Source organism: Agarivorans sp. QJM3NY_30, from assembly GCF_050870855.2.
Taxonomy (GTDB): Bacteria; Pseudomonadota; Gammaproteobacteria; order Enterobacterales; family Celerinatantimonadaceae; genus Agarivorans.
This window is the reverse complement of sequence record NZ_CP194038.2, coordinates 2,907,069-2,932,042: the sequence shown is the minus strand read 5'-3', so window position 1 is coordinate 2,932,042 and position 24,974 is coordinate 2,907,069. Positions and strand designations below refer to the sequence as shown.

Annotated in this window: 18 protein-coding genes; 9 read left to right on the top strand and 9 right to left on the bottom strand. The window is 41.9% G+C overall.

Going from position 1 to position 24,974, the window contains the following annotated elements:
* Nucleotides 1–143 precede the first annotated feature (143 nt).
* Both ACRRSX_RS13330 and ACRRSX_RS13325 read left to right on the top strand, forming a co-directional pair.
* Nucleotides 144–584, top strand: a complete 441-nt coding sequence (locus tag ACRRSX_RS13330; RefSeq protein WP_432452697.1) for a hypothetical protein — start codon at nt 144–146, stop codon at nt 582–584.
* A 185-nt stretch (nt 585–769) separates the two neighbouring features.
* A complete protein-coding gene (locus ACRRSX_RS13325; RefSeq protein WP_432452698.1) occupies nt 770–1,048 on the top strand; it encodes a hypothetical protein in 279 nt (92 codons plus the stop codon).
* Between the two features lie 4 nt (nt 1,049–1,052).
* Here ACRRSX_RS13325 and ACRRSX_RS13320 read toward each other — a convergent pair whose 3' ends face one another.
* Together ACRRSX_RS13320 and ACRRSX_RS13315 are read right to left on the bottom strand one after the other, a co-directional pair.
* Nucleotides 1,053–1,460 (bottom strand): SufE family protein, encoded by a 408-nt coding sequence (locus ACRRSX_RS13320; RefSeq protein ID WP_432452699.1) that lies wholly within the window; start codon nt 1,458–1,460, stop codon nt 1,053–1,055.
* Entirely contained in the window at nt 1,453–2,667 is a 1,215-nt protein-coding gene (locus ACRRSX_RS13315; protein ID WP_432452700.1) for an aminotransferase class V-fold PLP-dependent enzyme, read from the bottom strand. Before ACRRSX_RS13315 ends, ACRRSX_RS13320 begins: the two co-directional genes overlap by 8 nt.
* A 107-nt stretch (nt 2,668–2,774) precedes the next feature.
* Here ACRRSX_RS13315 and ACRRSX_RS13310 point away from each other — a divergent pair, with 107 nt between their 5' ends.
* Together ACRRSX_RS13310 and nhaD are read left to right on the top strand one after the other, a co-directional pair.
* Nucleotides 2,775–3,944 (top strand): diguanylate cyclase domain-containing protein, encoded by a 1,170-nt coding sequence (locus ACRRSX_RS13310; protein ID WP_432452701.1) that lies wholly within the window; start codon nt 2,775–2,777, stop codon nt 3,942–3,944.
* A 40-nt stretch (nt 3,945–3,984) separates the two neighbouring features.
* The gene (nhaD, locus tag ACRRSX_RS13305) at nt 3,985–5,400 is read left to right on the top strand and encodes a sodium:proton antiporter NhaD (protein ID WP_432452702.1); all 1,416 of its coding nucleotides are present in this window, start codon (nt 3,985–3,987) and stop codon (nt 5,398–5,400) included.
* A 322-nt stretch (nt 5,401–5,722) separates the two neighbouring features.
* On the opposite strand, the gene ACRRSX_RS13300 is transcribed toward nhaD, so the two are convergent.
* From ACRRSX_RS13300 to ACRRSX_RS13290, 3 genes are read right to left on the bottom strand one after another with little or no spacing between them, the layout of a single operon-like run.
* Nucleotides 5,723–7,222: a SpoVR family protein gene (locus tag ACRRSX_RS13300; protein ID WP_432452703.1), complete on the bottom strand. Its 1,500-nt coding sequence runs from the start codon at nt 7,220–7,222 to the stop codon at nt 5,723–5,725.
* 7 nt (nt 7,223–7,229) lie between these two features.
* Nucleotides 7,230–8,498, bottom strand: a complete 1,269-nt coding sequence (locus tag ACRRSX_RS13295; protein ID WP_432452704.1) for a YeaH/YhbH family protein — start codon at nt 8,496–8,498, stop codon at nt 7,230–7,232.
* Between the two features lie 18 nt (nt 8,499–8,516).
* Entirely contained in the window at nt 8,517–10,439 is a 1,923-nt protein-coding gene (locus tag ACRRSX_RS13290; protein ID WP_432452705.1) for a PrkA family serine protein kinase, read from the bottom strand.
* A gap of 985 nt (nt 10,440–11,424) precedes the next feature.
* Between ACRRSX_RS13290 and ACRRSX_RS13285 the strand changes: the two genes are divergently transcribed.
* Together ACRRSX_RS13285 and ACRRSX_RS13280 are read left to right on the top strand one after the other, a co-directional pair.
* Entirely contained in the window at nt 11,425–13,110 is a 1,686-nt protein-coding gene (locus ACRRSX_RS13285) for a sodium:solute symporter family protein (protein ID WP_432452706.1), read from the top strand.
* 145 nt (nt 13,111–13,255) lie between these two features.
* Nucleotides 13,256–13,795: a hypothetical protein gene (locus ACRRSX_RS13280; protein WP_432452707.1), complete on the top strand. Its 540-nt coding sequence runs from the start codon at nt 13,256–13,258 to the stop codon at nt 13,793–13,795.
* Nucleotides 13,796–13,984: 189 nt separating this feature from the next.
* On the opposite strand, the gene ACRRSX_RS13275 is transcribed toward ACRRSX_RS13280, so the two are convergent.
* On the bottom strand, nt 13,985–15,391 hold the full coding sequence (locus tag ACRRSX_RS13275; protein ID WP_432452708.1) for a glycoside hydrolase family 1 protein: 1,407 nt from the start codon (nt 15,389–15,391) through the stop codon (nt 13,985–13,987).
* An 856-nt stretch (nt 15,392–16,247) separates the two neighbouring features.
* On the opposite strand from ACRRSX_RS13275, the gene ACRRSX_RS13270 reads away from it, so the two are divergent.
* On the top strand, nt 16,248–17,876 hold the full coding sequence (locus ACRRSX_RS13270) for a methyl-accepting chemotaxis protein (protein WP_432452709.1): 1,629 nt from the start codon (nt 16,248–16,250) through the stop codon (nt 17,874–17,876).
* 798 nt (nt 17,877–18,674) lie between these two features.
* Here ACRRSX_RS13270 and fruA read toward each other — a convergent pair.
* From fruA to fruB, 3 genes are read right to left on the bottom strand one after another with little or no spacing between them, the layout of a single operon-like run.
* Nucleotides 18,675–20,411, bottom strand: coding sequence for a PTS fructose transporter subunit IIBC (gene fruA, locus ACRRSX_RS13265; protein WP_432452710.1), 1,737 nt, complete (start codon nt 20,409–20,411; stop codon nt 18,675–18,677).
* Nucleotides 20,412–20,430: 19 nt separating this feature from the next.
* Nucleotides 20,431–21,372, bottom strand: coding sequence for a 1-phosphofructokinase (gene pfkB / locus ACRRSX_RS13260; protein WP_432452712.1), 942 nt, complete (start codon nt 21,370–21,372; stop codon nt 20,431–20,433).
* A 1-nt stretch (nt 21,373) separates the two neighbouring features.
* On the bottom strand, nt 21,374–22,513 hold the full coding sequence (fruB, locus tag ACRRSX_RS13255; protein ID WP_432452713.1) for a fused PTS fructose transporter subunit IIA/HPr protein: 1,140 nt from the start codon (nt 22,511–22,513) through the stop codon (nt 21,374–21,376).
* Between the two features lie 255 nt (nt 22,514–22,768).
* Between fruB and cra the strand changes: the two genes are divergently transcribed.
* Both cra and ACRRSX_RS13245 read left to right on the top strand, forming a co-directional pair.
* On the top strand, nt 22,769–23,755 hold the full coding sequence (gene cra / locus ACRRSX_RS13250) for a catabolite repressor/activator (RefSeq protein WP_432452714.1): 987 nt from the start codon (nt 22,769–22,771) through the stop codon (nt 23,753–23,755).
* A 324-nt stretch (nt 23,756–24,079) separates the two neighbouring features.
* Entirely contained in the window at nt 24,080–24,943 is an 864-nt protein-coding gene (locus ACRRSX_RS13245; protein WP_432452715.1) for a PEP-CTERM/exosortase system-associated acyltransferase, read from the top strand.
* Nucleotides 24,944–24,974 lie beyond the last annotated feature (31 nt).

Here is a 24,974-nt window from a genome sequence, read left to right as displayed (position 1 = left end):
CAGAGGCAAATCGCCGTTCTATCATGAGGTGTTAAAAATTGTTGGGCATTTTTACGTAGTGATGGTTTTCAAATACTCAAAACCAGACAATCAGTTTTGCTACAGAGTGTCCAATTTTAAAGCTCCAAATACAGGATGTATAAATGAACAAACATACTAAGTTGGCGATACTGGTGATGCCATTTTTGGCTATCGGCGGCTACATTGCTTCTGATATTTATTTAGAGCATGACGCGGGTAAGGATAGAGTGATTCAGCTCAGTACTTATGGTCATTGCGATATTATTAATCAACAATGTATTTTGCAATCGGGTGATTTTCGTTTAAATATCTCTGATCAAGCGGGAGTCACCGAAGTGAACTCAACCTTTCCTTTAGACCAAGCCACTTTATTCTTGGTTGATAGTTCGGATCAGGTTACCGCTTATCCCATGGAAATGAAAGATAGCCCTTATTATTGGCAGCGCAGCACTGAATTGCGGAGTTTGATCCCTAATCAGGGAAATAGCTATAAACTGCGTATCATCGCTAATATTAAAGGTGGCAAATATATCAGCGAATTCTACAGTCAAACCGTGCGTTAAATATCACCTAATTGATAGAATATACTTCTTTGGTGTGCAACAAGACGCAGTGCATTCATTCGGTTCTTTGATGTCAATAACTGGTTTCTAGATCATTAAATGATTAATTTGTTGTGATTAAATGCAGCCAATCCAATACAATTGGTGTTTGTTACTTTTATCTATTATTTTTATAGGATTAAGTCGTGAGTGCTAATCAAGTATGTCCATCTTGTGGTGGACATAAACCTGCTTTAATGGCATGCCGTGATTGCGGTTTTAAATATGTTGTTGCTGGTCGTCCTCCTGAGCCAGCTAAGCCAAACGTTTCAGCTAAGCCAAACGTTTTAGTTAAGCCAAAAATTACAGCCGAGTCTATTCCAAGAAGTCAATATAGAGCGGTGGTTGAGGAAGGTGCTTCTAAGCCACAAGTGATCATTAAAACCAAAAAACGTCGCCAATACACCATTCCTAGTGAAGAATAATTGATTAGCAACCGTTGGTATTTATTTGCTGCCATATGGCAGTAATGCCATTGTTTCTCGATTCGCTGAGGTGCTGAGCTAAACCCAATTGGGTTAAGGTCTTACGGAATAAGATTTTGGCTGGTTCTGTTTGTAGAGGGTATTCAGCAATGCAAGCCAGTAAGATCACCAGTAAGCCTTTGATGATTCGAGCGTTACTATCTATTTGTAATTGACCTTGGTGGTAATGCAGCCATACGTCGCTTTCGCAGCCAATAACTTTGTGTTGTTCGGTCTGGTATTGCGGATCTATCGGTTGAAGCTGTTTGCTTAATAATAGCAATTGTCGGTAACGTTCTTCCCAAGATTGGCATGGCTGAAAAATTTGCTCTATATGCTCTAAAGTTAAACCGATTTGCGGTGTATTACTCATCAAATAGCTCCATGATATTGTCTATTGCCTCGATGAGTTTATCGATCTCTTGCTGAGTATTATAGAGCCCTAGAGACAGACGAATACTACCTTGTTTGGCTAGTTTTTTACTTAAAGGCATCGCACAATGATGGCCACATCGTAGCGCTATATTATACTGGTCGAACAGCGTTGCAGCATCTTGAGGATGGATCCCTTTGAGAACAAAGGAAATTAAACCAACACGCATCATTGGCGTCCCAATAAGCTCGACCTTGGGGTGTTCTCTTAGCTTTGTGAGTGCGTAATTTAATAGGCTGCGTTCGTGATTTAAACGTTCTTTGAGCGGAAACTGCTTTAAAAATTTTAGGGCTGCGGCTAAACCGATGGCCCCCACAATGTTCGGTGTTCCCGCTTCTAATCGGTAGGGCAGACGATTCCAAGTGCTTGTTTCGCAGCTCACTTGGCTGATCATTTCTCCGCCAAATATACTTGGTTGTAAGGCTTCCAAGGCTTCCGTTTTTCCATAAAGTACTCCAATACCTGTTGGACCATAGACTTTATGACCAGAAAAAAGATAGTAATCGCAGCCTAAACGCTCAACGTTAACATCTAGATGAGCGATCGCCTGAGCGCCATCAACAATCACTTTTGCGCCATATTGTTGCGCGTGTCGGACTAGTTCTGGAATAGGCAACAGCGCTCCAATGCTATTGGAGACGTGAGAGACCGCTAAAATTTTACATTTTTCACTAAAGTGTTCTTTAAAATTATCTATATCAATATCACCATTATTTAATATAGGTATACACTTAAGAGTGGCACGGGTTCTGGCTGCTAATTGTTGCCAAGGGACGAGGTTGGAGTGATGTTCTAATTCACTCACCCAAATTTCATCACCCTCGGTTAAGCTATAGGCTAAGCCATTCGCTAGCATATTACAGCCTTGGGTGGTGCCGCTGGTCCAAATGATGTTGTCAGCTTTGCTACCAATAAATTCAGCAATGGTCTTTCTGGCTGATTCGAAGGCATTGGTGGCTTGTCGCGCGAATTGATGACTCGCTCTATGAACGTTTCCATGACCGTGTTGGTAGTAGTTTTGAATCGCGTTGAGCACGGCTTTAGGAACTTGTGTCGATGCCGCACTATCCAAATAGGTAAGCTGTTGGTTTTCGCGGTTTAAAGACGGAAAATACCGCCGATAGATATGCTGTTTAGCTGAAGTCACAGTTGTCTTACCATAGCAAATAAAGCGGTTATTGTATCGGTAGCGGAGATTCTACACTAGCCTATATCGATGTTATCTTTGATTTTAGTAATGGAGTTACAGATAAGATGCCACAGTCTTCAAGCTTAGTTACTTGGCAAAAAGTCTATTTTGGCTTTGCTCAGCCGAGTCAGGAAAGTCGATTTCGCGAGATGAAGTGGTTACAACAGTGTCGTCGGCTGGCTGGTATTCAAGTGATATATGCATTGAGTGTGTTGTTTTTTTTTACACAAACCGGTTTATTACAAGCTTGGTGGGTGGTCGCAGATTGGCAGGCGACCGGAGCTCTCGCTTGCTGGTTGTTTATTCAAGTTATATTAGGCTGGTTTGGTCAGCAGCTCCTTAGCGTAAAAGAGGTATCGGCTTTTGTCCTTGCGATGTTCTGCCAGCACTGCCTGTTGCTCTGCTTATTACTCTTTAACCATTCTGTCCTTGTTTTACCTTTCTGGTTGATTTTTAGTTTACCGGTGTTACTCACAGCTATTTATATACCAATAGTATTGGCACATAGCATGATAAGTATTGCTGGCGGATTTGTGGTATATACCGATTTTCAGGCCTCTTCCCTGCACTTGGGCCAATGGGCATATTCGATACTTTCAACCATGGGTTTAGTTTATGTGCTGTTGCTTGTCGGGATCTTTTTATTGCATAAATTATGGCGTAATCAATATATTGCTGAACAGGGATTACAACTGTTTAGCGAACAGTATTTCGCTAGAGCTGCGGATGATGAATCATTATCGCCAGTAGTAGACGTTGATCCCGTAACTGGCTTAGCAAATGAGACCTGTTTTAAACGATTCTCCGAGACAGAAATCGAACGAAGCTCTCGTTATCAAAATGCTTATTCTGTCATCTTAATAAAAATTAATCATTTTTTTAACTACCAAGATACGCTGGGGCAAGAAGAAGCCGATAAACTTCTGATTAACATGGTAAACCTATTGCATCCTAAGATTAGAAAAGTAGACCTAATCGCTCGTTATCAACAAGACAAGTTTGTTATTGGTTTACCTGAGACAAGCCTTTATCAAGCGCTCGATACCGCAGAACGTATGCAGACTGCATTGAGTACAGAATTTTGGAGTCGCTTTGCTGAGGACTTACAACTGGAAACGAGATTTGGGGTGGCTTGTATCGATAGTTCCGTGATGACTGTTGAACAATTACTGATGAAAGCTGAACATGCCATGAATAACCATCGTAGTCCGGTAGCTTTGAGCTACGGCCGTTAAGTTTTTGAATATATTCGGTTTCACTTAGGAGTTGGATTGGATGCGGGCCCCTTTATTCTTGCTATTATGTGTTTTTTCTTTAACTGTAAATGCCGCTGAAAATGGTAATTTGGTCGATTCATGGTTAGGTTATGGCGCCTTGGTTATTTTTATTGTTGCCTATTTATTGGTGATGAGCGAAGAGGTGATTCATTTACGAAAATCTAAGCCAGTATTGGTTGCTGCAGGCTTAATTTGGTTTTTAATTGCTATCTATTATCGAGGCTCTGGCCAAGAGCACCTCGTCACTGAGGCTTTCAGGCACAATTTACTTGAGTTTTCTGAGTTGATGCTGTTTTTGTTGGTGGCGATGACCTATATCAATGCGATGGAAGAGCGGCGGCTGTTTGATGTACTGCGAGCCTGGCTGGTTCGTAAGCAGCTCAGTTATCGTCAATTATTTTGGCTAACGGGAAGTTTGGCCTTCGTGATCTCTCCGGTCGCCGATAATCTGACGACGGCTTTGTTAATGTGCGCAGTAGTCATGAAGGTGGCTAATGGCAATAGCAAATTCATTAATTTAGCCTGCATCAATATTGTGATTGGTGCCAATTCGGGAGGCGCTTTTAGTCCCTTTGGTGATATTACAACGCTGATGGTGTGGCAAAAAGGATTGGTTCATTTTTCTCAGTTTTTTGACTTATTGTTACCTTCGATGGTGAATTTTTTGATTCCTGCCATCATCATGTCGGTGTTTGTTTCAGCAGACTCTGTGGAAGCTGAAAATGAAACGGTAGAGCTAAAACGTGGCGCAAAAAGAATTGTACTGCTGTTTTTGGTGACGATTGCTACTGCTGTATTAGGTCATAGTCTATTCCATATGCCGCCTGTGTTAGGCATGATGATGGGGCTCGGTTATCTGCAGTTCTTTGGCTTCTTTTTACGTAAAACCTTAGCTTCTAGCTTACATAAAAAAGCGGTGAATGCGATTGCTCAACGAGATGATGCACGCTTAAAAGCTCTTGGTAGTGTGGTGCCTTTTGATATATTCAACCGGGTTGCTAGAGCCGAGTGGGATACCTTGTTGTTTTTTTATGGGGTGGTTATTTGCGTCGGAGGGCTTGGATTTATTGGTTATTTGGAGATGGCATCTTCTCTGATGTATCAGCGATGGGAGCCAACCCACGCAAATATTGCGATTGGCGTGTTGAGTGCAATTGTGGATAACATTCCAGTCATGTTTGCGGTCCTCACTATGGAGCCCAATATGGTGTTGGGACAGTGGTTATTGGTGACCTTAACTGCTGGGGTTGGGGGAAGCTTATTATCTATCGGTTCTGCTGCGGGTGTGGCGCTGATGGGGCAAGCCCGTGGTCACTATAGTTTTATTAGCCACCTGCGCTGGAGTCCGGTGATTGCGCTGGGTTACGTGGCCTCGATTTATTGCCATTTGTTACTTAATGCTTCGTTATTTTGAGGGGCTTGTTGCTTGAAATACCAGTTTTATTCAGCCTGTTAATCTTTTAATTCTAGCCATCAAACGGTTTCTCGGTTTCTACTGACCGCAGTCACGCACTCTAGGGAGTAGGGGGCTTATACGTTTATACATTGCCAGTTGGGCCGTATACTCTGTTAAAGCGGTATTTGTTTGCTTTGCTTGATACCGCTTGTAGAGATTAAAATTTTTATCTTGAATAAAAACAGACCTTAAAAGCTTAATTGCTGGTGAGGTCGGGAATAAATTTATTTTTGCTGAAGCTAATTCCCCTTAGAATATATGTCGCCCATTCCTTTTGTAGCTATTCTGGATTAGGGCAGCGTGCAATTTGCTTTACTTTTCCTTGTTCATCAACTTGTTCAAGTATTACATCGAAGCCCCATAATCGATGTAGATGCTTGAGTACCTCATGTTTACTTTTGGCTAAAGGAATGCCCTGATGAGGAACGTAGCGAAGGGTTAGTGAACGGTCACCCCGTAAGTTAACATTATATACTTGAATATTTGGTTCGATGTTACTTAGGTTATATTGTGAGCTGAGCGCTTCTCGAATTTGCTGGTAGCCTTGATCATCATGTATTGCTTTTACCTTTAAATAAGGTTTATGTTCATTGTCATCAAGCGTAAATAGTTTTAAATCGCGAATGACTTTAGGCGATAGAAACTGACTGATAAAACTTTCATCTTTAAAGTTGCGCATTGCAAAGTGTAAGGTTGTTAACCAATCTTTCCCGGCAATATCTGGAAACCAGCGTTTATCTTCTTCCGTTGGAGACTCGCAGATCCGACGAATATCAGTCATCATGGCAAAGCCTAATGCGTAGGGGTTTATGCCATTAAAGTATGGGCTGTTATAGTTGGGTTGCAATATTACGCTGGTGTGACTATGTAATATTTCTAAGATAAATCGTTCACTGACTAAGCCTTGATCAAACAAGTGATTGGTGATGGTATAGTGCCAGAAGGTAGCCCAACCCTCATTCATCACTTGGGTTTGTTTCTGAGGATAAAAATATTGACTAATTTTACGCACGATCCTAACTATTTCTCGTTGCCACGTTTCCAATAGAGGTGCGTGTTTTTCCACAAAGTACAAAATATTTTCTTCAGGTGATACCGGGAAACGACCTTTAGCTTGGGGATCACTATTTTGTTTCGTTGGAATGGTTTTCCACAGCTCATTGATTTGACTTTGTAAATACTCGGCTCTGGAATCCTGCCGTAGTTTTTCTTCTTCCATAGATATCGGGCTCGGGCGTTTATAGCGGTCAACTCCATAGTTCATTAATGCATGACAGGAATCTAATAGATCTTCAACCGCATTTACGCCATGACGAGCCTCGCATTTGCTAATGTAGTTTCTTGCGAAAACTAAGTAATCAATAATCGAGCTAGCATCGGTCCAAGTTTTAAAGAGATAGTTATTTTTGAAAAAACTATTATGACCGAAACAGGCGTGAGCGATCACTAAAGCCTGCATAGGCATGGTGTTTTCTTCCATTAAATAAGCAATACAAGGATCGGAATTAATCACAATCTCATAAGCTAAACCCATTTGTCCCCGTTTATAGGTTTGTTCGGTTTGAATGAATTTTTTGCCGTAAGACCAATGGTGGTAGCCGATTGGCATACCGACACTGGAGTAGGCATCCATCATTTGTTCGGCAGTGATGACTTCAATCTGATTTGGATAGGTCTCTAGTTGGTAATGTTCAGCTACCTTGGCTATTTCTTGATGATAGCTTTCTAGCATCTCGAAGGTCCAATCTGGTCCATCGGGCAACATCTTAGTTTTGCTCATGTGGGCCTCACGCTGTGGCTTTTTTAAAGAGATCTCTAAAGGTTGGCAGAATTTCTTCGGCCGTTTTTACATGACGAATAGAGAAGTTTGGGAAGATTTCACTGAGTTGCTCATACTGATGCCATAAGCTTTGATGGGCTCTATTGGTGATTTCTATGTACGAATAGTGGCGACTGAGTGGAAGTAGCGTTTTTTCCAACAATTCTCGACACTTGGGTGAATCGTCGGCCCAATTATCGCCATCTGATGCCTGAGCCGCATAGATATTCCACTGCTCTTTGGGGTAACGCGCTTTGATGATGTCATCCATTAAAGTCAGCGCACTAGAAACAATCGTGCCTCCGGTTTCTTGAGAGTAGAAAAACTCATGTTCATCAACTTCTTTTGCTTGAGTGTGGTGGCGAATAAACACCACTTCTATCTTTTTATAGCTACGAGTTAAGAATAGATATAGGAGTAAATAGAATCGTTTGGCGATGTCTTTGGTTGCTTGGTCCATCGAACCTGAAACATCCATCAAACAAAACATAACGGCTTGAGTACTCGGTACGGGGTATTTCGCAAAATTGTTGAATTTAAGATCAAAAGTATCGATAAAAGGGATCTTTGCTAAACGTTTTTTTAAGTTAGCGATATCTTGTTTTAATTGTTCTATTACTCTTTGGTTTACGAGTGGATCTAAAATTTTTTCTGCAAGTTCCTGTTCTAACTGTTTAAGTTGCTTACGTTTATCCCCCCCCATAGCCATCCTTCGAGCCAAAGAGTTTTGCAAGGATCGCACAATATTGATATTGGCAGGCACACCGTCATTGGTATAGCCAGCGCGAGCAGTTCGGTATTCAACAATGCTGTCTACATCGGTCTCCTGCAGATTGGGGAGCTCCAAGTCGTCAAATAGAATATCTAAATATTCATCTTTGGAAATGGTAAATTGAAATTCTTCAGTGCCTTCGCCTTGATCACTGGCTTCACCATCACCTGAACCGCCGCCTTGCTCTTGCATTGGACGGTCTATTTTGTCTCCGGTTCCAAACTGGTCATTGCCTGGTAAAGTTCGCTGACGATGGCCTCCTTCGCCTTGATGGAAAAATGGTTCACTAATATCTTTATGCGGAATACTAATGCTTTCGCTGTTCTCTAAGTCTTGAATACTACGTTGATTAACGGCGTCATTCACCGCCCGCTTAATTTGACTTTTATAGCGGCGAATAAAGCGCTGGCGGTTCACCGCGCTTTTATTTTTACCATTCAAACGTCGATCGATAAAATGAGCCATTGACGCCCTCCATCAAATCTATGAAGATTTACGAACGCGTAAATACCACTCAGATAACAAGCGTACTTGCTTCCGGGTGTACCCTTTCTCCATCATACGGTCAACAAAGTCGTCATGTTTTTGTTGGTCATCAACGGAGGTTTTAGCATTGAAAGAAATAACGGGTAGTAAGTCCTCGGTATTAGAGAACATTTTTTTCTCAATGACGGTACGCAGTTTTTCATAACTGGTCCAACTTGGATTTTTGCCATCATTGCTGGCTCGAGCCCTTAATACAAAGTTAACGATTTCGTTACGGAAGTCTTTAGGGTTACTAATCCCTGCGGGTTTTTCAATTTTTTCAAGCTCGGCGTTTAAGGCTGCTCGGTCAAATAACTGTCCGGTGTCTGGGTCTCGATATTCTTGATCTTGGATCCAAAAATCAGCATAAATGACATAGCGGTCAAAAATATTCTGCCCGTATTCGGAATAAGATTCGAGATAAGCGGTTTGAATTTCTTTGCCAATAAAGTCTACATATTTAGGAATTAAGTAGCCTTTTAAATGTTCGAGGTAGCGATCGGCCAGCTCTTGACTGAATTGCTCGCGTTCAATTTGTTGTTCTAAGACATAGAATAAATGGACTGGATTTGCTGCAACTTCGGTGGTGTCAAAGTTAAATACGCGCGACAAAATTTTAAAGGCAAAGCGCGTCGATAGACCTTCCATTCCCTCATTCACCCCTGCAAAATCCCGGTATTCTTGATAAGACTTCGCTTTCGGATCGGTGTCTTTCAGAGTTTCTCCGTTGTATACCCGCATTTTAGAGTAAATACTAGAGTTTTCGGGGTCATTCAATCGCGATAAGACTGAAAACTGGGCTAACAGTTCTAAGGTGCTAGGGGCACATTTAGCGGTATTTAACTCACTATTATCTAATAGTTTTTGATAAATATTTATTTCTTCACTGACTCGTAAACAGTAGGGCACTTTCACAATGTAAACACGGTCTAAAAATGCTTCATTGTTGCGGTTGTTTCTAAAACTTTGCCATTCTGATTCGTTTGAGTGAGCGAGGATAATGCCTTCAAATGGAATTGCCGATAGGCCTTCGGTACCATTAAAGTTCCCCTCTTGGGTTGCTGTCAACAACGGATGTAATACCTTGATAGGGGCTTTAAACATTTCAACAAATTCCATCAAACCTTGATTGGCTCGACATAAAGCGCCGGAGAAGCTATAGGCATCGGGATCATTTTGCGCATAGTGTTCTAGTTGACGAATATCGACTTTGCCCACTAAGGATGAGATATCTTGGTTATTTTCATCTCCTGGTTCGGTTTTAGCGATAGCCACCTGTTGAAGGATGGATGGGAAACTTTTTACCACTGTGAATTGGCTAATATCACCGTTATATTCCTGAAGGCGTTTTGCGGCCCAAGGTGACATAATCGTTTTTAAATGGCGTTTATTAATCCCGTATTCTCGCTGTAAAATGTCACCATCTTCATTCGCATCAAATAAACAGAAAGGATGATCGTTTACTGGAGAACCTTTAATCCGATAAATGGGAACGAGCTGCATTAAAGCTTTAAGTTTTTCGGCAAGCGATGACTTACCCCCGCCAACAGGACCGAGTAAGTAGAGTATTTGCTTACGTTCTTCTAATCCCTGAGAGGCGTGCTTCAGGTAAGAGACGATTTGCTCAATGCTATCTTCCATGCCGTAAAACTCTTTAAAGGCTGGATAACGAGCAATTACTCGATTCGAAAATAACCGACTGAGGTGTGGATCTTTGGAAGTATCTACCATTTGGGGTTCGCCAATGGCAATCAGTAAACGCTCTGCTGCGCTGGCGTAAGTGCTGGGATTATTTTTACATAGAGTTAAGAATTCATTGAGCGTGAGCTCTTCTTCCTGAGCTTGCTCGTAACGCTGTTGATAGTGGTCAAAAATACTCATAGCCTAGGCCCCCTAAAACAAGCTATCTTGATAACAGATAGTATTTAGAAACAATAAATTTGATGAAGCGTTAAAGTAAGTTTATACCATGACAAAAATAAATTAATAAAAAATAAGCATTTTTTTGTAACAAATCGCTGATGTTTCAATGCACCAAGGTTTGCTGCTAAGACCATACGAAGATGAAAAACAGTCCAGCTAATCGGCCATTATTGATGTCATCGCTGGTGAAGCAACGGCGACTAACAGCGTAAGATTTAACCGATATTTAAGTCCTATTGTTTGTGTGTTGCAAGGTATATTACTGGATGATGTTGCATATATGATTGAACCAGAGAAACCTTGTACTAAATTTAAACCAACAATTTCATCGTTTTCTTGACAAGTTCATGTGTGCCTTTCACTGACGTTTTATACGCTGTGAACAATGAAATCGATCGGGTGATTCACTTAGTCACGATGTTATATAGCTCAAATAACGTTAAATTATTGTAAATAAAATGTTGCCATGAGCGTTTGCTATGTTATTTTTAGGGGGTGGCTTAAACCTTCCAGCTTTGGTCGGCGAGCACTGCATCGAGGGGAGTAGTGTTGAAGGTTTACAAAAAGCACGTTTCCATTCGCTCTTGCTTTGCGAGAGCTTTTTTTATGCCTTAAATAAATAGAAGAAAATGTAGTTTACCTTTCTCTAAGCATTGCGGCGCTCCAATATTAACCGTTGAAGTAAGCATTTAGACTAAAGAATTAGTTAGCTTATATTTTATAAATTGGATATAAAAAACAATGAGTTGTGTTTTTTGTTATTCCAAGTTGTGCGGTCTATGGGGCAAGCTAAGCTACAATATACCAAAGTCTAAGTTTCAAGCCTTCGATTAAGCTCTATTTTTTAACAAATTATTAACGAATGCCGTGTTTTATTGGTGAGACATCAAACCATGTTTGCCAATTTAAAATCATCGTGTAGAACACGGCTTGTTGGGCGAAAATGAGTATTCAAACTTGGGTCTTTATATTTATAGGCTGTAGTTTTACCTCTTATATGATCATTGCTATTTGGACTAAGGCCAATACGACGCGCGAGTTTTACCTCGCTGGTGCGCAGGTTCATCCGGTCACTAATGGTATTGCTACGGCGGCCAGTTGGATGTCTGCGGCTTCGTTTTTATCCTTGGCTGGGCTCATCTCTATTGCTGGTTATGATGGCGGTATTTATTTGATGGGGTGGACCGGTGGCTATGTCATATTAGCGCTCTGTTTAGTGCCCTACCTACGGCTATTTGCAAAAATAACGATCGCGGATTTCATCGCCGAACGTTATTACTCGCGTATAGCTCGGCTGGTGGCGGTTATCTGTATTGTGTTTATTTCATTTATCTATATCGCGGGACAGATGCGGGGTATTGGTCTGGTGTTTTCTCGGTTTTTAGATGTAAACATGAATCTTGGCGTGTTGCTCGGGATGGTGATTATGTTTATCTACACCGTATGGGGAGGCATGCGAGGGGTGACTTATACTCAAGTTGCTCAGTACTGCTTACTTATTTTTGCTTTTTTAGTCCCCGCATTTCTCACCTCATTTAGTTTAACTGGCCAGTATCTACCGCAAATGGGTTTAGGTAGCCACTTACTTGGACAACCAGAACAGTATGTTCTGGATAGGCTAGATATTTTATCCCTTGAACTCGGTCTTGCTTCGTTTACCAGTGGTCATAAATCATTGATCGATATTGGTTTTGTTACACTGGCCTTAATGATGGGGACTGCTGGTTTACCGCATATAATTACCCGTTTTTTTACCGTTTCTGGGGTCAAAAAAGTCCGTTCATCTGTGGGATATACCCTGGTTTTCATTGCGCTGCTTTACACTGCAATCCCCGCTGTAGCTGCTTTTGCCAGGTTAAATATCATCGAGTCGATTAATCCCCAGAAGCCGCTGCAACTTGAGGTTTCGCAAGAACCACAGTGGTTGAATAACTGGCTACAAACGGGGCTTGTTGAATGGCAGGACGTTAATGGTGACGAGCATTTATTCTATAGTGGTGATGAGCGCAATGAAGTTTATCTTAATCAAGATATGGTGGTATTAGCCTCCCCAGAGCTGGCGAGTTTGCCCAATTGGGTTATCGCCTTGGTAGCAGCGGGAGGTTTGGCAGCTTCTTTGTCAACTGCTGCAGGTTTATTACTGGTTATTGCAAGTAGCATTGCTCATGATCTCGGCAAACACATAATCAAACCTGATTTAACTGATAAGCAAGAGCTCAAGTGGGCGCGAATGAGTGTTTGCGCGGCAATTTTAACCGCTGGATATTTGGGTGTTAATCCACCAGCTTTGGTTGCAGAGGTTATTGCTTATGCGTTTGGTTTAGCTGCCTGTTCTATTTTTCCAGCTATGGTTATGGGGATATTTTCTAAGAAGATGAATCGGCTGGGTGCGTTGAGCGGTATGTTGGTTGGGATGAGTTTGACGCTTACTTATATTAGTTACTTCAAATTTATTGAGCCGACGGCTAATGTTCCAGAGTACTGGTGGTTTGGGATCTCACCAGAGGGAATTGGCGCACTGGGAATGCTAAGTAATTTTGCGGTGGCTTTCTTGGTGCATCATTGTACGCAGGATGCGCCTGAATCGGTTCAGAGTTTAGTTGCGGAACTAAGGCGACCGCCAGCTTAGTTTGTTGACGATAAGGTTCAATGTTTTGAGTCTATTTTTGATAAATTTAGCTATCGTTTAACAACCGAACTCAAGCTGGATAGGCCCCTTTCAGCTTATCTGTTGACGCTACTTGGCTTATCAAATATGAGAGGAGCTGCACCGTATGGATTTAGACGCTAAAAAATTCAAGTATGGATTAGTTTTGGTGATCAACGTTTTGCTTGTGAGCATGGTGTTGTTAATCCTCAGTCATGTCGGCGTTCGGTATAGCAAGTCGATAGATGTACTTGAGGCCAAATTGCTACCAGCGATGCAGGAGATCTTAAATGCTGACCGACATCTTTATCAAGCGAGAACGGCAGAGTTAGAAGCGATTTCATTAGCAAGTACTCAGCAGCAACATTATGTGGATATTCATCATCAGCATGCCCAACAAGCGAAACAAGGAATGCTGAATTTTTTGATATTGCTAAGAGATTTTCCTGAAGTTTTACAAGGATTGGAGGTTTTTGAAACGTACTTCGCGCGTTGGCAACAAAGTAGTTCGGAGGTATTTTACTTGTTGGATTCAGGTCAATCAACAAAGGCTGAGCAATTGAGTCTGAATCGAGGCTATCAAAACTTCATTGAGTTACGCGAATTGTACAATTTGGCGGGAGAGTCCGCAGAACAATTAAATGCTGATTTGACCCTTAAAGATTAGGCTGCTGGAACAGTGTGCTTGGGGAAAACTTAGCTCTTGAGCGGCAGAGGTCCTTCGGGTGTGATGTCACTGGTTTGCTGAATGCTGCTTCTCAAGTCAGTGAATAAAAAAAACGACGTCATAATTATCTGGCGTCGTTTATATAGAGTGATGGTGAGTGCGACTCACATTGAAGCGATGATTTGCTTGTTATTTTGTTGGGGGAGTAAGGTTTTCTCCTTTCGATTGGATTACATCTTGATACCAAAAGAAACTTTTTTTGCGCTTTCTCAATAGACTCCCTTGCCCTTGGTCATCACTATCGACATAGATATAACCATAACGTTTAGACATTTGTGCGGTTGAGGCACTCACCAAGTCAATTGGAGCCCAGCTGGTGTAACCCATGATCTCCACGCCGTCCTGTAAGGCTTCACCCACCTGATATAAGTGGTCGTTTAAGTAGTCTATTCGATAGTCGTCTTCTATCTGTCCATTTTCATTGACCGTATCAACTGCGCCAAGTCCATTTTCGACAATGAATAGAGGTTTTTGATAGCGGTCATAGAGGAGGTTTAGCACGATGCGGAGCCCTTTGGGGTCAATTTGCCAACCCCAGTCTGAAGATTCCAAATAAGGATTGCAGCCCATTTTGAGTATATCTTCATCAGTAAAGGCCATATCACTTTGATGAACACTGACACATCCCGTCATGTAGTAGCTAAAGGAAATGAAATCAATGGTCTCAGTTAAGGCTTCTTTATCAGCTTCGGTTATGTCTAGCTTTACGCCCATTTGTTTGAATTTTCGCCAAATGTAGCTTGGGTAATAACCACGGCTTTGGACATCGCCAAAAAATAACCATTCTCGATTTTGTTGTAAGGCTTCGAAGATATCATCTGGATGGCTGGTGAGAGGGTATTGAATTGCGCCTAACATCATATTGCCAATTTTTCCATTGGGGACCAGTTGATGGCAGGCTTTCACGGCTTTTGCGCTGGCGACCAGTTGATGGTGGATCCCCTGATAAAGGTTTTGTGGATCTGTTCCTCGCGGAATGCCGGCTCCAGTGAAAGGTTCATGTAGCGTGATATTAATTTCATTGAAGGTTAGCCAATGTTTAACCCGATCACCATATCGAGAGAAAACAGTGCTTGAATAACGTTCAAAGAACTCAATGAGTTTTCGGTTGGTCCAGCCCTGATAATGCTGAGCGAGATGTAAAGGCATTTCATAATGGGAGAGGGTTACCAGTGGAGTGATGTTGTGTTTTTCTAATTCATCAAAAATTTTGTCGTAGTATTCGAGCCCCTGCTGGTTTGGCTCTAGCTCGTCGCCTTTGGGGAAGATCCGACTCCAGGCTATGGATAAGCGAAAACAGCTGAAACCAAGCTCGGCAAACAATGCGATGTCTTCGGGATAGCGATGATAAAAATCAATGGCGTTGTCTTTTATGTTGAAGTCTCCCTCAACTCGAGGCTTTAATTCACCAAAGGTGCCATACGGTTGGATGTCTGATGTTGACAGTCCTTTGCCATCGGCGTTATAGGCGCCTTCAATTTGATTAGCTGCGGTTGCTCCGCCCCATAGAAATGTATCAGGAAAACGAAAAGCCATGGTTCTCTCCCTACTTAAATGGTGGTATGCATGAATGCTGGATAAGATACGCTAATTTAAAAATAAACAAATAGTGGTACAACCTAATTTAAACGCCTTATGGATTAGATTGGCTAATGAATGGTTTTGCGGATAATCGTTACAAATTAAAGAGAAGCACAAATAGGCTCTTCGATTTTTGTATAGGTGACGGAAGCGCTTTGATAGCTAGCATGCGCCGAGTAAAAAAGGTCTTGGTTGTTGCGTTTTATTGGCGGAAGGAAAGGTTTCTTTAGTTGTAAATGTCTTGATTAACTCTGTTAATTCCCTTGACTCTTTTGATGATTTCAATTGTAGATAAATATGATTATTGTTGAGTTTGTTCTCTACCTAAAATTTTGACATCTAAAATTAATTTTTAAAATGATGCAAAGGATAACCTTCATTGTTTCGAAGTGAATTATGCTAATTATTTTAAATAAAAAATGTGAATTAAGCCGTTTATTTTGAAAATAACTAATCAAACAATACAGGAGGCTAGTTTGTTGAAAATGAAGGGATTTAAACATAAATTTTGGTTTTTCACATGATTTTCATGGATAACTATCCTGATATCAAACTATCTTTTTATCCTAGCTTTTTGTTATTGCCTATAATTTAGTTAGCTACATTTTATCCATCTTTTTATCTGTTAAAAAATGACCATATGCTTAGAAGTAGATTAGCGAGGGTTTAATGAGGGTAAGGCGTGGGCGTCAAATTTTATCTTATGATGTTGGATGTGATGATAGTTAAATCTTTTAATCATAATCTTGTTAAAAAATAATAAATATTATTCAGCATAGATTAGGGAAGAGAGTGGATAAGGGGTAATGAAATGAATTTTGGAAGCTTAAGGTTTAAATACTCATTAGTGTTTGTGGTGAATGCCATTTTACTGGTTGTTGTTGGGCTAATTGGTATGAATATGGGTGTAAAAACTTCTGAAAGTTTAGATGCTCTTGGTGGAAAGATTCTCCCGGCTATGTCTTCGGTACTTAACGCTGATCGGGATCTATATCAGGCTCGGGTAGCTGAACTCGAAGCAATGAAGTCAAGTGATCAGCTTGCTCAATATTTAGATGATTTTAATGAAAACGCGCAACAAGCCGAAGATCGAATGCACAAATTTCAAGCTTTATTAGCTGATTATCCTCAGGCGAATCAAGGGCTTCAGAACTTTGACCAAAGGTATAAGCTTTGGAAACAAACTAGCTTGCAAGTCTTCTCATTGCTGAAAGCAAATCAGCTGGCTGATGCGGAAGCTCTAAGTCAGAAAGCCAGCTATGAGCATTTTCAAAATTTGCGGGAATTATACAATGTTGCGACCGAAGCCGCTGAAGCGATTGCTGATGATATTAATCAAGCTTCGGACGTTGCTGTAGATACAAACATGAATGTATTGAGCTTTGTGGGGATTTCTTCTGTTATTTTGGCGGTATTACTAGCCTATTTTGGCCCTAAAATGTTAGTTGACGCGATTAATGTGGTGACATCAAGAATTCGGGATATCTCTCAAGGCGAGGGCGATTTGACGCAACGATTGGAGGTTAAAGGTCGCGATGAAATCGCGGGATTAGCGAATAGTTTTAATCAATTTGTCGAATTGTTAGATAGATTGATCAGTTCAGTGAGAGCACAGGCCAATGATTTAAGTTCATCGATTAGCAGCCTAAATGATAAATCACAGCAAACAGCAGAAGTGAGTTTGGAGCAAAACCAGTCGGTGGAAATGATTGCAACGGCAGTAACAGAAATGGCCGCTGCCATCAGAGAGGTGGCCAGTAATGCGGGCCACACCGCGGAGGAAATTAATACGGTTAATGCGCAAACAGTGCAGGGACAAAATATTACTCAACAATCTGTTGAACATATCACCTTATTGTCAACATCTGTTCAAGACGCAGCTAATGTGGTTGAGCTTCTTTCCAAGGATTCTGATCGTATTGCTTCGGTACTCGATGTTATCCGTGGAATTGCCGAGCAAACTAACCTGTTGGCACTGAATGCCGCGATTGAAGCTGCGCGAGCGGGAGAACAAGGAAGAGGTTTTGCGGTGGTCGCTGACGAAGTCAGAAGCTTGGCGAGTAAAACGCAACAATCCACTGAAGATATTCAAAAAATGATAGAAGCCTTGCAAAGTGGCGTGACTCAAGCGGTTGAAGCAATTAATAAGGGCGCGGTTGACGCTGAAGGTACGGTTGAACTTGCTGGACAAACCCAGCAAGCATTAACGCAAATCCTTGAGTCAACGTCTAAGGTGTCAGAGGTATCTGCTTCTACAGCTGCATCGACAGAGCAGCAGAGCCATGTGACCGAAGATATTAACCGTAACCTCACAGAATTAGCAGATAAAACTAAACTAAACTTAGAAAATTCGACGGAGTCACAAGCAGACGCCCACTCCGCATTAGAATTAGCGAATTTGTTAAGCCAGCAAATGAACCGGTTCAAGGTCAGTGGTTAAGCGATACCGTTGTTTTGCAATTTAAGGCGTTTTAGAGGCGGAGCGTCACGCTGGCTCATATGTAGTAGCTCATACTACGTAATCAGTTGAGGCTCGAGACCTTTCATATCTTTAGTCATGATTGGTCTCATTATCAGTTGTCGTCGCTCAGACCTTAAGCTATTTTACGGTGACTGCCTTGGAGCAACTGGTTCGCTTTATTTTGAGCTAAATTCTTTTCAACCTAAGCTTGTTTTCTATCAACTGATCTGGCGTCGGCTTTAAATACACGGATGAAAAAATAACGAATAGAATTTGCTGGTTATCACGCTTCACGGGCTCAGTATTCCGAGTTCGGGTCATGTGAGACCTTGTAAGGCAGTCAAGTCTACCGAAGCAATTTCTCTTTTAAAAAGCCAAGAGTGCTAATTTTCCTCTACACTTCCAGCTGAAATTTCCAGGTAATTTTCGCTATTCGTTTTGCTTAATACAGTGATGATTTGCGCAGAACGGGTTCGTTAGGTGCTTAAATCACGATGTTATTATCTATCGTGGTTCAAGCTAAACTCGATTAAAAGTTATCGTAACAAAGTCATACCTCATCGCTGAGGTAAAATAATACTAGCCCCAGAAGTTGTTTCGATACGCCTGTCTTAATACCAGAGCTATTGCTAACGGTTTGATGCCTATTAGCTGCTGGATTTAGTGTTAATGGGAATTGTCATATGAAGTGTTGTAAGAAGCATAAAAAAACGGAAACCAATGTGGGTTTCCGTTTTTAAGATTTCACTCAGTGATTCTAATCATGTTGAATTAGAATTAGCTGATTGCCGTATCCGATTTTTTAACAAACGCGTATCCGAAACCGGTAATTGCTGTACCGACCGCAATAGCAGCTAGGTAAAGAAATACGGGTGAAATAGCATTTGGAATAAAGAGTACAAATAATCCGCCATGAGGCGCTAATAGTTGCGCACCGAATAACATCGATAAGGCACCAGTTACCGCTCCGCCGATCATACATGCTGGAATCACTCGCATTGGATCTTTCGCTGCGAATGGAATAGCACCTTCAGAGATGAAACATAGGCCAAGTACAAATGAGGCTTTGCCTGCTTCTCGCTCACTTTCAATAAATTTATTACGTGCAAGGAAGGTGGCTAAACCCATGCCTAAGGCTGGAACCATACCCGCTGCCATGATGGCAGCCATAGGACCGTAGGTTTGAGTTGACAATAGACCTACACCAAAGGTGTATGCCGCTTTGTTGACTGGGCCACCTAAGTCGAAGCACATCATTGCACCTAATATGATACCGAGTAATACCGCATTAGTTGAACCCATGTTGTTCAAGAAATCAGTCAAACTGGTCATTGCTGCTGCTACTGGGCTACCAATCACGTAGATCATGATAAGGCCAACCGCTAAGGTCGCAAGGAAGGGGACAATCAAAATGGGTTTGAGTGCTTCCATCGAATTTGGCAATTTAATATTTTCGATGAGCCATTTCGCTAAATAACCCGCAATGAAACCAGCTAAAATACCACCTAAGAAACCGGCGCCAGTTGAACTTGCTAACATACCACCGACTAAACCAGGGGCTAAACCGGGTCTATCCGCAATTGAGTAGGCGATATAACCAGCTAATACAGGGATCATTAATGCAAAAGCAGAACCGCCACCAATGGTCATTAGGGCTGCGGCTAAGGTGCCTTCTTCTTTAAATGCTTCGATACCAAATATAAACGAAAGCGCAATACAAAGACCACCAGCTACCACAACCGGTAGCATATGTGATACACCCGTCATCAAGTGTTTGTAGGCACCGGTTTTTTCAGCTTTAGCAGCCCCTTCAGAGCTACTTGATTTTGCTGAGTGCTGGTAAACTTTAGCGTCAGCGATGGCTGTAGCATAGCAGTCTTTGGTTTTTTTCAGGGCGATTCCGGTTGACGTTTTATGTAACTTTTTACCGTCAAAGCGCGCTAAATCAACTTCAATATCGGCCGCGATAATAACTAAATCAGCTTCAGCTATTTCAGCTTCGCTAAGTTGGTTCTTTGCACCAACTGAACCTCTAGTTTCAATTTTAACTTGGTAACCTTGCTTCTTACCAAAGTCTTCAAGTGCTTCTGCAGCCATGAAAGTATGTGCAACACCAGTGGGACAAGCGGTAATACCAACCACTTTCAATTGGCTTGATGCCGCGGGTGCCTGTGCTTCTATTTTAGGTGCAACAAAAGCGGTTGCTCTGCTTTGTGCTGCACTCAAGAATTCTTTAGGGTTATCGATGACTTCGCTTGCTGACGCTAGATAAGCATTTTTGTTATTGAAACGCGCCAAGTCTAAATCAGCGTAACACTGCGGGTCAGCAACAATGATCACTAATTCTGCACTATCAATATCTGCCGGAGCTAAGCGCTGGCAATCTTGAACCGTTGAGTGGCATTCAATTACACTTTTCCAACCTTTCTCTCTCGTGGCTTGCTCGAGTAGACCGGCTGTAATTATGCTATTTGCAATGCCACTGGGGCATGCGGTCACAATAATGGTATTCATATACAATTCCTTGGTCTGTTTACATTTGCGTAATAGTAGTTTGTTGCAGAACCGAGTCCAATGCTTCTTGGCTAGGCAAACCAACGTTCGTTTGACTGACCGCGAGAGACGACATGGCACTGGCGAAGCGAAGTAATTCTTTCGCGCTGGATTGATTGAGTAAGCCCCAGCAGAAACTGGCAACAAAAGTATCGCCTGCTCCTACGGTACTGACTACATTCATTGATGGAGGCGTGGCTTGCATCCAGTGGTTTTGGTTAAGCCATAATGAGCCATGTTCGCCGCGAGAAATCAGCACGTGCTCAATCCCTAAATCAGCAAGTTCTTGGCCTTTTTCTTTTAGTTTATCAATACTGTTTAATGCTGTTCCACACCAGTCTTCTAACTCATCTTGGTTTGGTTTTACCATGTTGGGAGCGGTGGCAATGGCTGTATTCAGTGCAGCCCCTGAGGTATCAATTAAGACCGTACATCCCTTGCTTTTGGCGAGATTAATCCACGCTTCAAAATCGCTGAGTTCTATGCCCTTGGCTAAACTTCCCGCAAATACTACATGAGAATATTGTTCACATAGTTGCTCAAGTGATTGCTCAAAAGCTAATAGATCAGCTGCATCCACACTAAAACCTGGAAAGTTTAAGTCTGTGACTTGGCCACTTGCTTCAACCATTTTAACATTGGTACGCGTTTCACCGGCGACTCGAATAAACTCGTCGCGGATCTGGCTTTGTTCGAATAAGCATTCGAAAGCTGCGGCATTATCTTTCCCTAAAAATCCGCTAACACAGACTTGTGCGCCTAGGTCTGCAAGTACTTTCGCTACATTTACGCCTTTACCCGCAGGGTGCAGATTTGCTTCAGTGACATTATTGACACTGCCGACGGTCATGTTCTCTAATGAACCCGTCAGGTCTAATGCTGGGTTAAGGGTGATACATAACACTGCTTTAGCTTGACTCATTTTAGAGTTCTCCTAAGCCTGCCGCGATAGCTTCGCCGATGGCTTTTAATGCTTCTTGAGCATCTTCACCTTCGGCAGTGAACTGCAATTTACTTTGATATTTAACGCCAAGGGTCATTACTTTCATTAGACTTTTAGCATTGACTGCTGGCGCTTCGCTATCGACGTTCACCACCGTGATATTGGATTTGAATTTTTTTGCTTCTGCCACGAGTAACGCGCCGGGACGAGCGTGTAAACCGTGTGGGTTAACGATTTGGAATATCGCAACATTTCCATCACTTTGCGCTGGATTGGCTCCGGCAAGTTTATTTTCGGTAAGGCTGGTGATGAGTTCGACTTTACTTAGTTTTGCGACAGCAGCTAATTGATCTTGATAGACTTGTTGACCTAAAAATTTGAGTGCTGGTAGATAGCAGGCATTGGCGGCGCTGATCATGATTAAGCCATTTACTGGTTTATTATGATGTTGGAATTGCTCTTGTACCTTGATGACACATATACCACTGCGTAACGCTCCTTTGGCAACACAGTTCAGCCAATATCCGTTACCTAAGTAGGTCGCTGCTTGTTCAAGGCTAGTCGCAATACCTTGTTGGTTTAATAAATCTTTATTTTTAAGAGTGCCGGCGGCAACGGCATTGAGCTGTACCATGCTTTGGACTGGAAAATCTTCTAAGATGAGTGAGGCATCAAATTCAATTTCTAACTGGGTATCACCATTAATTAGATTCATAATGGTGCTACTGTCTTTAGCATTCTTGATTAGCTCTTCTGCCCCATCCACCGAAAGCACTTTGGTAAGCTGCTTTAGGATCATCAGGTGTTCACCTGACTTAGCAGCAATACCAATGGCCAAATAAACGATGTTGCCATCCCCCCAGTCAACACCTTCGGGAAAGTGATGCACCGAGACACCAGTTTGGATGACTTGGTCACGGGTATCGGTGGTGCCATGCGGAATGGCAATACCATTACCTAAATAAGTAGAGTTAACTTGCTCACGTTGTAACATGCCTTCGACATATTTGGCTTGAATAAAGCCTTCTGCTTGTAGCGCAGCTGCGATTTTTTTTATCGCTGCTTGCTTATCTTGCGCCTGTTGATTAAGGCATATATTTTCTAGGGAAAGCGTTAACATCAGAATCACTCCTATGATCTTGGTACTTACTAGTTAGTCTACTTAGTATAGGTTAGCAAGCTAATCAGCTGAACCGATTCAGCCCATTGTTTTAAAAAAAGTTTGAACTGGCTAATTGAGCTATATTCAAACTAATGGTGACATACTGAATCGATTCAGCTAGAGTTGCAATTATTCTCAAAGTATTTGTTAACAAAAAGAGATCAAGATCACGCTCGATCCTTTTTTATTCGCAAATTGGTAAAGGGTAAACGTGTGAAACTAGATGAAATAGCTTCGTTGGCAGGGGTATCCAAAACGACGGCGAGTTACGTCATTAATGGTAAGGCAGATAAGTACCGGATTAGTTTAAAGACACAACAACGGGTACTTGATATTGTTCGGCAACATGATTATCAGCCTAACCATGCCGCGAGCCTACTCAGAGGGGGGGCGAGTAAAACCTTCGGTTTAATTGTTCCTGACTTGGAAAACAGCAGTTACGCTAAACTCGCTAAGTTGCTTGAACGAGATGCCCGAAAGCAAGGCTATCATTTTATTATTTGTTGTAGCGATGATAGTGCAGATAACGAACGGCTTGTGGTGAGCAGTTTGATTGGACGGCGAATTGATGTGCTGATTGTCGCAAGCTGTTTACCCGCTTCTGATGATTTTTACTTAAGCGTACAAAATCAAGGGGTCCCAGTTATTGCTGTTGACCGGATGTTCAACGATGAACACTTTTGTAGTGTGATTAGTGAAGATTTTGACGGTGCTGCAGCGTTAACTCGGTCGTTGATTGAATTAGGATGTCACAGTGTTGGTTTAGTGGCTGCATCGTATGATTTAATCGTTTCTAAAGAGCGGGAACAGGGCTTTCTGGCTGCCATTACTAAGAGCGAGCCTCAGGTTGATAGTCAGATCTGTTATGGTGATCGTTTTAGCAGAGAACAGGGCCGAAGCATTATTAATCGTTGGTTAGCAGAGGGTCAATTACCGGAAGGTATTGTGACAACGTCTTATATTTTATTTGAAGGTGTGATGGACGTATTAGTGAGCCATCCAGAGCTGTCGAGTAAGGTTAAGTTAGCGACTTTTGGTGACCACGCCTTACTTGATATGTTAACCATTAGCGTGCAATCGTTGCCGCAACAACTCGAACTCATTGCAGAAAAGATCTTATATCTGGCTTTTGCTGCGGTCAGCGGGAAATACCAAACTGGTGTGGAAGTCGTTCCTCGCAAGTTAGTTAAACGCAGCTAGTCCAACACTCCTTTCTCATTTACGCCCCAGCCGTTACTCCAATTAAGCGATGTTGTCGATTAGTTGACGAATAGCGGTTCCTTTTTCTTTTGATTCAAGTTAGCACCGGAAAGTCATTTTAAAAGATTGGCTGTGCTTCACTAGATGTTCCTATCTTGACATTAAGTTCAATTTATTATGTTTTTTAACAATTGATGAAGCGATTTGAGTTGAGCCTATTGGTTGTCAAAAAAAACTATACATCAATTAAGTAAGGTAGTATCAATGTCTAAGCGTTTGAATTATTTAAACCATAAATCACTTAATGGAGTAAGGATTTAGCCATTGAAAGAAAATATATTAGCGACCAGTATAAAAGGAAAAGTCGTCGGTTTACCCAGCAATAATGCGACTCGGCAAATGGCGAAGAAAAAAGCCGTTGAGATAGCCAGGCATTACGAAAATTACTTTAAGCCGATGGTGGCGCTGAATGATGAAGATGTGCACCAAGTTTATCGTTTGCGTCATGATGTATACTGTGAGGAACTAAATTTTGAGCCGGTCAATGCCTTAAAGCAAGAGCGGGACGAATTTGATGAATATTCTGATTACTGTTTAGTTCGTCATTTGTCTTCCAATAGTTATGCAAGTACGGTGAGAGTCGTGGCCCCTTCTGGTTCACAATTGTTACCACTAGAAAAGTATTGTCGAGGTGCCATCACCGATGAAAAGTTGCATCCTGATAACTTTGACCGAGCAGACATCTGTGAAATATCAAGGTTAGCCTTACGTTCAACCTTTAGACGTCGTAAGGCTGATAAGTTTCAAGATTCAGCTATTGGCGGGATTAACGTTGCTGAATTGTATGAAGAAGAATTACGTTGTTTTCCTTTTATCACGGCTAGCATGTATTTAGCGGCAACAGTGTTAGCTGAGCAACAACATGTTCGGCACGCTTATGTCATGATGGAGCCTCGTCTTGCTCGAAGTACGGCTTTACTTGGCATTAAATTTCAACAGATAGGACCTGTGGTTGAATACCATGGCCAGCGCGCGCCGTATTATATTACCGCGGAAAAGATACGGAGTGACTTGCCAATTACTCTCCAGCCTCTAATGGACATGATTGAAAGAGAAGTCCTGCAATCTCTTTCCATGACAAGGATTATGGATGCTCAAGAAAGGCTTTTATTTCGTAACGACCGCTAATGTGAGTCCCTGACCGAGCTTTATAGACCTG